Below are 12,462 nucleotides of genomic sequence, written 5' to 3'. Positions count from 1 at the left end.
ACAAGCTTATGTCTGACACACTGGCTCAGCTACGCGCCGCAATCAGCGATTTGCCCGCGCCGATTTATTTACGGGTTAAGCAGGGAATTATCAGCCAAATCCGCAGCGGCAACTGGCTCGCCCACCAGCGCATCCCTTCAGAAACTGAGCTGGTGAATGAGTTGAATGTCAGCAGAATGACGATTAACCGTGCGCTGCGCGAATTGACAGGCGAAGGCTGGCTGGTGCGGATGCAGGGCGTGGGAACATTTGTTGCGGAGCAAAAAGGCCATACCGCGATGCTGGAAGTTGGGAGCATTGCCGAAGAAATTACCGCGCGCGGCCATCATTACCGCAATCAGGTTGTGGCGCTCACCCAAATCAACGCCGATGAAAAACTGGCGCATGCCTTTTCGGTGAATGTTGGCGAACCGCTGTTTTACTCACAACTGGTTCATTACGATAACGATATGGCGGTGCAACTGGAAACGCGCTACGTGAATCCCGCGCTCGCCGCAGACTATTTACAGCAGGATTTTCGCTTGTTCACGCCGCACCATTATCTGAGCAAAGTCGCGCCGTTAACCTCTGGTGAACATGTTGTGGAAGCGGTGCTGGCTGATGAAACGCAACAAGGTTTACTGGAAGTGACTGCCAGTCAGCCTTGTTTGTTGATTCAACGCCGCACCTGGCACCATTCGCAGGTGGTGACGGTAGCCCGGCTGTTGTATCCAGGCTCGCGTTATCAGTTAGTGGGCAGTTTTACTGGAAAGTAATTACAAGTAGGTAATTTCGCTAAACAGCAGTTTCCCTTCTGTTTTCAGCAGGCGCAAAGTGTGGCGACCCTCTTGCCACCATGCGCCCTGCTCCGGCTTCAGCAGTTTGTCGCCGAGTTGCCATTCGCCGCTGAGCACGTAAATAATGCCGCCACGCGGTGCGAAGGTGGTGAATGTGCGGTCAGCAACGCGCACTTTGGCTCGGCAACGGTCACGGTGCGTCATGATATTAAAATCCATCGACATCCCCTGTTTCAGCTCCGCTTTCACCGTGTAATCACCGGCAAAAGCAAACGGCTGAAAGTGCTTTAAGGTATGACGAAACGCCTTTCCCGCATCCAGCACCACTTCGCCCCCTTCGAGTAACGTGATGACGCGGTCAACCTGCGGGAAGGCCGAAAATTCGCCGCTACTGGCGATTGAAGCGATACTGGCACGCCAGTTAAAATCACGTGTTGCAGGCGGAAAGCAGCAAATTTCTCGGGTTTCTCCGGCCCCGTTACGCCACAAGCTGACAGGCACTTTCCGTATATCAAAAAATTCCATCACCACTCCTGAAGGGTACGCATCACCTGCGCAAACTGTGTATTGCTTTGTTCATCGAGCGGGTGCTGCCTGTCAGATATCACCTGCTTTCCAGCCACCCACACGTCTCTAATTTGTTCGCGGTTGCCGCCAAATATCCAGCGGTTGAGCAACGCGTAATCTTCAATATGCGCAAGCCATGAATCACGTTCGAGCACCAGCCAGTCGGCACGTTGCCCCGGCGCTATCATGCCCATGTTGACGCCACAGGCTTGCGCACCGCCCACTGCCGCCTGGCGCCATAACACCTCGCCAACCTGCGGAAGTTCCGGCAGCACAATGCGGTTGCGGCGTTTGTCGCGCAGGCGCTGAGCGTATTCCAGCCAGCGTAACTCTTCCAGCGCATTCACCGACACATGGCTGTCGGAGCCAATTCCCCAGTGCCCGCCCTGCGCGATGAAATTGGTGGCTGGGAAAATACCGTCGCCGAGATTCGCCTCGGTAGTCGGGCACAGCCCCGCCACGGTGCGGCTTTCGACAATTTGGGTTAACTCTTCCGGCGACAAATGCGTGGCGTGAACCAGGCACCAGCGGTCATCCACTGCAAAGCGGTTATACAACCATTCCACCGGGCGTTCACCGCTCCAGGCCACACAGTCATCGACTTCTTTTTCCTGCTCAGCAATATGAATATGCACCGGCAAGCGGTAATCACTCGCCTCCAGCACATCTTCCATTTGCTCCTGCGTCACCGCTCTTAACGAGTGGAAACACAAGCCGTGATTAATCAACGGATAACGCCTCAGCGCCGTTGCCAGCGCGTGTTGCTGGCGCAAGTAACGGTCGACATCCTGAATAAATCTTTTTTGCCCGGCGTCAGGTGGTTGCGCGCCAAATCCCGCATGGCTATAGAGCACGGGCAACAGCGTTTGCCCTATTCCGCTGTTATCGGCAGCCATCACCAATTGCTGTAGCATCAAATCACCGGACGCATACGGTTTTCCGTTAACGTCATGATGTAAATAGTGAAATTCTGCGACCTGGGTGTAGCCGCCCTTGAGCATGTCGATATACAAACGGGTCGCAATGGCACCGACTTGTTCAGGCGATAGCTTTTGCACCATGCGGTACATCATGTCGCGCCACGTCCAGAAGCTGTCTTGCGGGTTACCCGCCACTTCCGTCAGCCCCGCCATCACCCGCTGGAAGGCGTGAGAGTGCAAATTCGAGATGGAAGGAATCACAACGCCAGGCAGCAGCGTGGCATCCTCGCCGGTGGCGCCAGCCTCAACATGAGTGATTGTCCCTTGTTCATTGACGGTAATGCGCACATTGTGTCCCCAGCCCTGCGGGAGCATCACAACCGGTGCAAAAAATGCTGGCATAATTTTGATTCCTTCTTTTGCGATGCCAATGATTTAGCGACTAAAACGAATTTACGCAAACCAAATTTTAAACTTGTCTATACGCGTCAAACTTCCAGCCAGATGGCTTGCTGAATAAACTACGCTGCGCTAGCTTGTAGTCAATTGTCTATACAACCTGATGTGGAGAATGTCATGACTTATCCTCGCGCCTGCGACAGCCTGTGGAGTGGCGCAACCCTTGTCACCATGAAGGACGGTCTTTACCACCTGATTGAAGATGGCGTTATCGCAGTGCATCAGGGGAAAATCGTCTGGCTTGGGGGGCGCGATGAACTTCCCGACATCAACGCCACGGAACACCACCATTTTGACGGCGGGATTGTCACGCCGGGTTTTATCGACTGTCATACGCATCTGGTTTTTGGCGGCGATCGCAGTGCCGAATTTGAAATGCGCTTAAACGGCGTGAGCTACGCGGACATTGCTGCACAAGGCGGCGGGATTATTTCCACCGTTCGCCACACCCGCGAAGCCGACGAAAACGAACTGCTGAACTCCGCCCGCCAGCGTTTAAATCACCTGCTGAAAGAAGGTGTCACCACGGTTGAAATTAAATCGGGTTACGGCCTGGATATCGACAACGAAATCAAAATGCTGCGCGTGATTCGCCAGCTTGGCGAAACGCTTCCGGTTGAGGTTTATTCTACCTGCCTGGCGGCTCATGCTATTCCGCCAGAATTTAGCGGCGATGGCGATAAATGGGTTGAAGTGGTTTGCGAGCAGTTGCTGCCGCGAGTGGTGCAAGAAAAGCTCGCCGATGCCGTGGACGCGTTTTGCGAACATCTGGCGTTTAGCCCGGCGCAAACCGAAAAGGTTTTTGCCGCCGCCCGCGATTTAGGATTACCGGTAAAACTCCATGCCGAACAGCTTTCTGCCCTTGGTGGCAGCAGCCTGGCGGCGCGTTACCAGGCGTTATCTGCCGATCATCTTGAATACGCTACGGATGCCGACGCACAAGCGATGGCTGCTGCCGATACCGTAGCCGTGTTGCTGCCCGGAGCCTTTTATCTGCTGCGCGAAAAGCAACAGCCGCCGGTTGCTGCTTTCCGCAAATATGGCGTGGCAATGGCGGTTGCCAGCGATGCTAACCCTGGCACCTCGCCTGCGTTGTCGTTGCGCTTAATGTTGAATATGGCGTGTACGTTGTTTGGGCTGACGCCTGAAGAAGCGCTGGCTGGCGTCACGCTCAACGCCGCACAAGCGCTGGGCATTCGTGAAAGCCACGGCAGCCTTGAATGCGGGAAAGTTGCCAACTTTGTGCACTGGCCCGTGGCGCGCCCTGCGGAACTGGTCTATTGGTTAGGGGGGCAATTGCCCTGCACCGTGATTTATCAGGGAGAGAAACGTGACAGCACCTTTTAATTTCAACCGTGGAAAACTGCCGCTTCTGATCAGCATTCCCCACGCAGGCACCGCGCTTACGCCGGAAGTGGAGTCGGCCCTGAGCGATGCGGCCCGCCCATTGCCAGATACCGACTGGCATATCCCAAAACTTTACGATTTTGCTAACGCGCTCGGCGCAAGCGTGATCGTCGGGAACTATTCGCGGATGGTGATTGATTTAAATCGCCCCGCCGACGACAAACCGCTCTATACCACTGCCACCACGGGGCTGTATCCCGATACGTTATTTGATGGCACTCCGTTGTTTACCCCGGGCAAAGAACCGAACGCAGAGCAGCGCAAAGCGGCGCTGGATAATATCTGGCAGCCCTACCACCAGCAATTGCAGAGCGAACTAGAAAGATTGAAAGCCGAACACGGTTACGCGCTGCTGTTCGATGCGCATTCTATCGCCAGCCATATTCCACGTTTGTTTGAAGGGAAACTGCCGGATCTTAACTTCGGCACCAACGGCGGTAAAAGCTGTGACGAGCTGATTGAGGAACATCTGGTGGCGTGTGCGGCGTCGCAAAAGCAATTTAGCTGGGTGGCAAACGGGCGCTTTAAAGGCGGGTATATCACTCGCGCTTATGGGCAACCGTCGCAAGGGGTTCACGCGGTACAACTAGAGTTAGCTCAATGTAATTATATGGATGAGCAACCGCCGTTTGCATGGCGGGAAAAGCACGCCCCGCAGTTACAACCCTTGCTGGAGCAGCTTATCCGCGCAATGTTGAGCAGTGCGCAGCAGATAGCCTGAGCGAAAACTGGTGGATGACGCCTGCGGCTTATCCCCCCTACAAAACCCGAATATCAACAACATTTTACCCTAAATAATTCGAGTTGCAGGAAGGCGGCAAGGGAGCAAATCCCCAGGAGCTTACTAAAGTAAGTGACTGGGGTTTGTGAGTGCAGCCAACACACCTGCAGCTCGAAGTATGACGGGTAAAAAGAAAACCGCCGGTCCTGTCCACAACGATAACGCTTTGTGGACAGGACCGGCGGTCTTAAGTCAGTCGATCAGTTATTCCTGATCAGCAGGCATTTTACCTTCATGCTGAGGACGTTCTGTCAGACGCTTCTCAAAATTGGCATTAAATTGTTTTTTCTGCTCAGGCGTCAGAATGTTGTAGATCTTATTCTGCGTTTCCATATGAGCCATCATGCGAGCTTTGTTCTGCTCGGCCATTTTATCCACTTGCGCCTGGGCTTTGGCTTTATCGAAGCTGTCGCTGGCGATAATGTTATGGGCCGCACGGCGTTCTTCTACTGATGGGCGCTCCATTTTACCGCGCTGCTCTTTCATGATGTCGCGCACTTGCTGTTTCTGCGCATCCGTCAAATTCAAATCTTTAAACATCATATCGTGATGGCCGCCGCGCATGCCTTTATGGTGCATCATCGGCGCGTCGGTTTTTGCCGCTGTGGTCGTGGTGGTGTCAGCTGCATGAGCCAGGTTCGCCGCGCCCAGAGCCAGAGTTGAAGCAACAAATAGAGCAGTTAGTTTACGCATGTTGTATTTCCTCTTTTGCCCGTCATCTTTTCTGCTCTAGCATCGTTGGCTTCACATCATCGTCTGGTCACTTAGTTCACTAAGCTCCCAGGCCTCTTCTGCTCGCCGCCTTGCTATAACAGAAAATCTCTAGGGCAATAATTTTATAATTACGACAGGGTTTGCCGCGTTGACGAAATTAAGTGTACGGGGTTAAGCGTCAAGGAATAGTGCGCATCGGTAAAGCATTGAAAGGGGAAAAAACAAATTTGCAGCAATTATGAAGAGAATAAGGATAAAGCGTAGGATAATTGCAACAAGATATAACAACGCGATGATTTTAAAGGAATTATGTAGAGAGTATATAGTAAGACGCCGACGGGATAAAGCCGCTGATTAAGATTTATCTGTATATTGTTGTTTGCATGGTGATTATTTATTGGCCTCAACTTCTGAGGCCAGCGGATATTATATTTCTCGCAGCATTAATCCCGCACGCAAACCTGTCGCGACATTAGGATTCGGGAATAACACATATTCGACGTCTTCTTTCACCACATAACGCGTATCCCCGTCTTCCGCTAATAATGTGTCTTTCGGGAAGGCGGTGAAGTTCTGCGTTTGAGCCGACATATGCAACACAAAATCATCGCTAAGGCGCGTGATTTGTTGCGCGACTTTGTAACGCAGCGGTTCACCTTGCGCTTGCGGCGCAGTTTCGCCGCTCAGTAAAGCCTGCAACGCCTGCTTAGTTTGTTCAAACTGGCTGAGATCGTTCTCGCCAAAGGGCTGCGCTTTGCCTAATTCCAGCGTGCAACTCAACGCATTGAAATGTTCACTGCTGAAATGGGTAAAAGTGCCGCCTGGCGATTGATGGAACACCAGCGCCTGTAAGCCCGCGCAACCGAGCCACGAGAGGAAACTCTCATCGTAGGGCGTCGGGCGTGAAGGTAAAACGCCAAAGCGCGGATGGTACGAACTCCGAATCGCGGTGTGCATATCGAGATGCCAGCAAACCGTCTCTTCGCTTTCTGCGAGGAACAAATCCAGCGCGTGCTCCAGACGACAGGCACGCTGAGTTTCAATGCTTTCCGGGAATTGCTGCCAGCCGCCGCTAAACATGCGGTTCATGTCGCTATGCTGGTAACGTTGATTGCTACGCAATGCCGCCGGATTGCCGAGAATCACCAGCACTCGCCACTCTAACTTAAACTCTCCGGCCAGCAGGCTATCCACCAGCTGCGCCAGAATTTCTACCGGTGCGGTTTCGTTACCGTGGACGCCAGCCGACAACACCAGCGTCTTTTCAACAGTTTGCGGGGGCGTGAGCGTCAAAATCCCCTCGTCCCACCACTGCCAGCGAAGATGACGATTTTTCCCTGCGGTCTGCGTTGGCACTTTACCCGCCAGGGTTTGCGCCAAAAAATCCAACATTGAGCCTCCAGATACAGCCTGCCGAAGCAGGCTCTTAGCGTTGAAACGGATAAACAGAACCTAAGTCTAGTATATGCGTTAGTTCATCGAGCGCCTCGCGCCCTTCGCGCAACAGTTGTGGGTCGGCTAAATCAGCCTGAGTTAACTGGTCGCGATACCAACGATCCACCCAATTATTGAGCGTGATGAACAACTTATCGTTCATCATCACTGCCGGGTTTACCGCTTTTTGTTCTGCTTCGTTGAGCACCACGCGCAAGCGTAAACACGCCGGGCCGCCGCCGTTCGCCATACTTTCTCGCAGGTCGTACACCTGCAAATCGCTGATTGGGTTATCCGCCGCCAAAACTTCATTGAGATAGCGCCAGACTCCCGCGTGCTGGCGTGACTCTTCGGGCAAGACCAGCGTCATACTACCATCTTCACGGCTCAGTAACTGGCTGTTAAACAAATAGGTTCCGACGGCATCCGCGACGCTCACTTTATCCGCAGGCACTTCAATGGCAGTAAAACCAGAAACTTTTTCACGCAGTTGCGCATAAAGATCATGTTGATGGAGAAACGCCTGCTCGTGGCAGAACAGCACCTGGCGGTTGGACACCGCAATCACGTCATTATGGAAAACGCCCTGGTCGATAACCGTCGGGTTTTGCTGCGCAAACACCAGCAAATCCGGGTTGACCTGGTTAAGTCGCGCCACGGCCTGGCTGGCTTCTAATGTCTGGCGAGCGGGATAACGCGCCGGAACCAGCCCCGCTTTCGCCTCTTCGCGCCCGTAAATAAACAGTTGTGTGGATGGCTCGCCATAAGCACCGCCGAGGCGGTTATGGTTTGCCGCGCCTTCATCACCAAACATCGCCACCTGCGGCAATGCGCCATGTACCGAGAAAACCTGCTGGTCGCGGAAAATAGCGCGCAGTAAGTTTTCGGTGGTTGGCGCTTCACTGGCCCGGTGGAATTTGTTGTTAAGATTCGCCACCGTGAAGTGAGTTTTGCCGTCAAGGCTGTCCGCCGAAGGGCAAACCGTCGCCGCATTCGCCACCCACATAGATGAAGCCGAACTGACCGCCGAAAGCAGTTGTGGTGCTTGTTTTGCCGCGCGCTCAACAACCTGCTCGTCGCTGCCACTAAACCCAAGCTGGCGCAATAAAGGAACATTCGGCCGTTCTTGCGGCGGGATCACGCCCTGCGCAAAACCCGCATCCGCCAGTGCTTTCATCTTCAGCAAGCCTTGTTTGGCGGCAAGCTTAGGATTCGAGACGCGGAACTGGTGTTTAGTTGACGCTTCATTGCCGAAAGAAAGCCCGGCGTAATGGTGGGTCAGGCCCACCAGTCCATCAAAATTGACTTCACGCGCTTTCATGATTATTCCTCTCGGCTGAAATCAAGCCCTGGACTCAGGGTTGCAGGCAGTGGGAATGACGGACTTTCCAGCGTCGCCATCGGCCACGCGCAATAATCTGCCGCATACCACGCACTGGCGCGATGGTTGCCGGAAGCTCCCACACCGCCGAACGGAGCCGCACTCGATGCGCCCGTTAACGGCTTATTCCAGTTAACAATCCCGGCACGCGCTTCGAGTAACAACTGGTCGAACTGCTCGCGATGCGGGGAAATCAGCCCGCTTGCCAGGCCATAGCGCGTGTCGTTTGCCATGGCGATGGCTTCATCAAAATCGCTGTAGCGATAAACGGTCAGCAACGGCCCGAACACTTCTTCGTCCGGCACATTTGCCACGCCGCTGAGTTCAACGATCCCCGGCGTTAATAACGACGTTCCCGCTTTGAGCAGTTTTGGCTCAAGCAGCGCTTTACCGCCACGAGCGATATGTTCCTGGAAGCCGGTCAGCACGCGTTCTGCGGCCTGCGCTGAAATCAGCCCGCCAATAAACGGCTGCGGTTGTGCATCCCATGCATCCGGGCGAATGCGCCCCGCCACTTCCACCAGGCGTTGTAAAAACGCATCGCCCTGCGCGCCTTTTTTGACCAACAAACGGCGGGCGCAAGTGCAACGCTGCCCGGCGGTGACAAACGCTGACTGGATCACCAGATGCACGGCACCGTCGATATCCTGCGGATCTTCGACGATCAGCGGGTTATTGCCGCCCATTTCCAGCGCAAGGATTTTTTCTGGTTGCCCGGCAAACTGGCGGTGAAGTTGATAGCCCGTACCCGCGCTGCCAGTGAACAGCAAACCATCGAGCGACGGCTGTTGCGCCAGCGCCTGACCGCTTTCACGGCCGCCCTGAACCAGGTTCAGCACGCCATCGGGAATGCCCGCCTGCTGCCAGAGTTTCATCACCTGCTCGCCAATCAGCGGCGTCAGTTCGCTGGGTTTAAACACCAGCGTGTTGCCCGCCAACAAACCCGGAACGATATGCCCATTCGGCAAATGTCCGGGGAAGTTATACGGGCCAAAGACCGCTAATACGCCGTGCGGACGGTGACGTAGTGTTGCCGCGCCGTCTGGCATTTCAGTGTGGGTTTCGCCAGTACGCGTGTGGTACGCCTTAATCGAGATGGCGATTTTATTGATCATCGCGGTGATTTCCGTCGTCGCTTCCCAGCGCGGTTTGCCGGTTTCCTGGGAAATGGTCGCGGTCAGCGCTTCTTTATTGGCTTCAAGCAAAGCGGCAAATTTTTCAACGATCGCCTGGCGCTCAGCAAACGGGCGTTTCGCCCACGCCGGAAATGCGGCACGTGCCGCAAAACACGCCTGTTCGACCTGCTGCGCATCGGCGGCAGCGCCTGCCCACAGCAAATCGCCATTCACCGGATTGTGCTTTTGCAGCGTTTCGCCCAGGCCGTAAAGCCATTGTCCATTAATCCACTGGGTCATACTTTTTTCTCCTCGGGGCACAAACGCACCAGTCGTACTTTATCGCCAGTGCTGCATTTCAGGGCGTCGGCGGTAACGGCATCAATAATCAGCCTGTCACCTTTTGGATTCGCCTTCACCAGCATGGCGCGGAAATCGTTATATTTTTCATTGGCGACCAGGCACATCGGCAGCTCTTCGGTTGCCGGTTGGCCAATCGCCACTTCCACCAGGCGGCTTTTGCGAATCGCGCGCACGCGGTCAATGTCGCATTCCAGCGTCGGGCCGCCGTCGAAAATATCGACGTAATTGCGATAGCGGAAACCTTCCGCCTCAAGCACCGCCCGCGCTGGCGCAGTTTGCGGATGGACTTTGCCGATCACCGCCTTCGCTTCTTCCGACAGGAAATCGGTATAAATCGGGTGCTTCGGCATCAGTTCGGCGATAAACGCTTTTTGCCCGGTGCCGCACAGGTAATCGGCGCGGCTAAATTCCATCGAGAAGAAGCGATTGCCGAGGCTTTCCCAGAATGGCGAATGGCCGTGTTCGTCAATCACGCCGCGCATTTCAGCGACGACTTTTTCGTTAAAGCGCTCGCGAAACGCCGCCATAAATAGAAAGCGCGATTTGGAAAGCAGATAACCGTTGCCCTCTTTACGCCAGTCGGCATCGAGGAAAAGCGTGCAAAGTTCGCTGCTGCCGGTGTGATCGTGGCTGAGGAATAGCGTCGGTAACGCGTTGTAAATATTCAGCTCTTTAGAAGCATGAACGTGCGTGCCAACGTGATAGTTGTACCAGGGATCGTTTAAGCCGACCGCCACTTCGATGGCGCAAATGCCGACAATGCGCTCGATGGACGTATCTTCGAGCACAAAAACATAGCCCTGTTCGCCTTCGGGCAGGTCGCCCTGCCAGGTTTGAATGGAGCGTTCGATACGAGCCGACAGCGTTTTTTCATCCGCAGGCAGCGAGGTTAGCCCGCCGCCCGTTTTACCCGCCATCGCCAGCAGCCCGGATAAATCCCCGCGCTCAACCGGACGGATAATCATCATGATTGCTCTCCCGCTAAGAAGCGTTCACAGGCGCGCTCAAAACGATCCATCCCTTTTTGCACTTCCGCTTCGCTGACGATTAACGCAGGGGCGAAACGAACCACATTGGCCCCGGCGATAAGCATCATCAAGCCTTCCTGAGCGGCGGCCTGTAAGATAAGTTTAGCTTTTCCGCCGTATTGCGGCTGTAAAACACAGCCAATTAACAGCCCTAAACCGCGCACTTCGCTGAACAGTTGGTGCTTCTGGTTAATGTTGTTAAGGCGCTCGACGAACCATTGGTGACGCTGTTTCACGCCGTTAAGCACTTCCGGGGTATTAATAATTTCCATTACGCGCCCGGCAACCGCGCCCGCTAATGGATTGCCGCCGTAAGTGGTGCCGTGGGTGCCGACGACCATCACTTTGGAGAATTTATCGGTGGTCAGCATCGCGCCAATCGGGAAGCCGCCGCCCAACGCTTTAGCGGTGGAAAGCACGTCCGGCGTGATGCCGTAATGCATGTAGGCGTACAACTCGCCTGTACGACCCACGCCGGTTTGCACTTCGTCGAAAATCAGCACCGCATTATGGCGGTCGCACAGTTCGCGCAAACCTTGCAGGAAGGTTGGGTCAGCTGGCACCACGCCGCCTTCGCCTTGCATTGGCTCAACAATTACCGCGCAGGTATTTTCGTTAATCAGTTCGCTGGCAGATTGCAGATCGTTATAAATGGCGTGGCTGATTTGCGGTGGCAGCGGTGCGAAATCTTGCGAGTAAGCCGGTTGCCCGCCCGCCGAAACGGTAAATAACGTGCGGCCATGAAACGCATTCTTGAAGGCAACGATGCCGCTTTTCTCTGGGCCAAAGTTATCGTGAGCGTATTTACGCGCCAGTTTTAGCGCAGCTTCGTTAGCTTCCGCACCTGAGTTGCAGAAAAACACTTTGTCGGCAAAGGTGGCATCAATCAGCTGTTTTGCCAGACGCAAAATCGGCTCGTTAGTGTAGCCGTTGCCGGTATGCCAGAATTTGCCCGCCTGCTCTTCCAGTGCCTGGCGCAATTCCGGGTTGGCGTGCCCGAGGGCGTTCACCGCAATCCCACCGGCAAAGTCGATATAGTCTTTGCCCTGCTGGTCCCACAATGTCGACCCTTCACCGCGCACCGGAATAAAAGAAGCTGGGGCATAAACGGGCATCATCCATTCGTCGAAATTTTGGCGGGTAATAGACTGCGACATAGAAACCTCTCCGGGTAAATTAAAAGTTACTCATATGTTAAATAATTGAGTGTTTGCGCTGTAAATGTAGATTGCAGGGTTCGTGCCAGCCAGCGATATAAATGAATAGCGGAGGGTTAAGAAAGGAAATTCAATGAGTTACAAATCTACGCTATTCACTTATTGTGAATAAATAGTGCATAGTTTTACGGTGGCGTATGGATCGCCGCACGAAAACAAGAAATATTATGCAGTGGTAAAATTTAATACTGGATTTGTGATCGATGATGGGATTTGCGCAGTGTTTACGCACCAAAACGGGGCGGTACGGCGTGTTTTGGTGCAGATTTTGTATAGGGTTAAACGTGGGAAGCGTTGGTT

Annotated in this window: 11 protein-coding genes; 3 read left to right on the top strand and 8 right to left on the bottom strand. The window is 54.1% G+C overall.

From position 1 onward, the window contains the following. Nucleotides 1-8: 8 nt before the first annotated feature. On the top strand, nucleotides 9-755 hold the full coding sequence (gene hutC / locus D6029_RS04130; RefSeq protein WP_120063549.1) for a histidine utilization repressor: 747 nt from the start codon (nucleotides 9-11) through the stop codon (nucleotides 753-755). On the opposite strand, the gene ves is transcribed toward hutC, so the two are convergent. Then, nucleotides 756-1,301, bottom strand: a complete 546-nt coding sequence (gene ves / locus D6029_RS04125; RefSeq protein WP_120063548.1) for an environmental stress-induced protein Ves — start codon at nucleotides 1,299-1,301, stop codon at nucleotides 756-758. It abuts the gene before it with no gap. Continuing rightward, entirely contained in the window at nucleotides 1,301-2,665 is a 1,365-nt protein-coding gene (locus tag D6029_RS04120; RefSeq protein WP_120063547.1) for a formimidoylglutamate deiminase, read from the bottom strand. Before D6029_RS04120 ends, ves begins: the two co-directional genes overlap by 1 nt. A 174-nt stretch (nucleotides 2,666-2,839) precedes the next feature. Between D6029_RS04120 and hutI the strand changes: the two genes are divergently transcribed. Further along, nucleotides 2,840-4,069: an imidazolonepropionase gene (gene hutI, locus D6029_RS04115; RefSeq protein ID WP_120063546.1), complete on the top strand. Its 1,230-nt coding sequence runs from the start codon at nucleotides 2,840-2,842 to the stop codon at nucleotides 4,067-4,069. Next, nucleotides 4,053-4,850 carry an N-formylglutamate deformylase gene (gene hutG / locus D6029_RS04110; RefSeq protein WP_120063545.1) on the top strand — a complete coding sequence of 266 codons (798 nt, stop codon included), beginning with the start codon at nucleotides 4,053-4,055 and terminating at the stop codon, nucleotides 4,848-4,850. The genes hutI and hutG overlap by 17 nt, the downstream gene beginning before the upstream one ends. 264 nt (nucleotides 4,851-5,114) lie before the next feature. On the opposite strand, the gene spy is transcribed toward hutG, so the two are convergent. The 6 genes from spy to astC all read right to left on the bottom strand — a co-directional run bounded on the left by spy (nucleotide 5,115) and on the right by astC (nucleotide 12,102). Next, complete coding sequence (spy, locus tag D6029_RS04105) at nucleotides 5,115-5,603, bottom strand: ATP-independent periplasmic protein-refolding chaperone Spy (protein WP_120063544.1); 489 nt, start codon at nucleotides 5,601-5,603, stop codon at nucleotides 5,115-5,117. Between the two features lie 447 nt (nucleotides 5,604-6,050). After that, nucleotides 6,051-7,016: a succinylglutamate desuccinylase gene (gene astE, locus D6029_RS04100; protein WP_120063543.1), complete on the bottom strand. Its 966-nt coding sequence runs from the start codon at nucleotides 7,014-7,016 to the stop codon at nucleotides 6,051-6,053. Between the two features lie 34 nt (nucleotides 7,017-7,050). Further along, nucleotides 7,051-8,379 (bottom strand): N-succinylarginine dihydrolase, encoded by a 1,329-nt coding sequence (gene astB / locus D6029_RS04095; RefSeq protein WP_120063542.1) that lies wholly within the window; start codon nucleotides 8,377-8,379, stop codon nucleotides 7,051-7,053. A gap of 2 nt (nucleotides 8,380-8,381) precedes the next feature. After that, a complete protein-coding gene (gene astD / locus D6029_RS04090) occupies nucleotides 8,382-9,854 on the bottom strand; it encodes a succinylglutamate-semialdehyde dehydrogenase (RefSeq protein WP_120063541.1) in 1,473 nt (490 codons plus the stop codon). After that, complete coding sequence (gene astA / locus D6029_RS04085; protein WP_120063540.1) at nucleotides 9,851-10,885, bottom strand: arginine N-succinyltransferase; 1,035 nt, start codon at nucleotides 10,883-10,885, stop codon at nucleotides 9,851-9,853. The genes astD and astA overlap by 4 nt, the downstream gene beginning before the upstream one ends. Then, nucleotides 10,882-12,102: a succinylornithine/acetylornithine transaminase gene (astC, locus tag D6029_RS04080; RefSeq protein WP_120063539.1), complete on the bottom strand. Its 1,221-nt coding sequence runs from the start codon at nucleotides 12,100-12,102 to the stop codon at nucleotides 10,882-10,884. Before astC ends, astA begins: the two co-directional genes overlap by 4 nt. Nucleotides 12,103-12,462: the final 360 nt, after the last annotated feature.

This window comes from Buttiauxella izardii (genome assembly GCF_003601925.1).
Classification (GTDB): Bacteria; Pseudomonadota; Gammaproteobacteria; order Enterobacterales; family Enterobacteriaceae; genus Buttiauxella; species Buttiauxella izardii.
The sequence above is the reverse complement of the archived record's forward strand: the minus strand, read 5'-3'. Positions and strand labels throughout refer to the sequence as shown.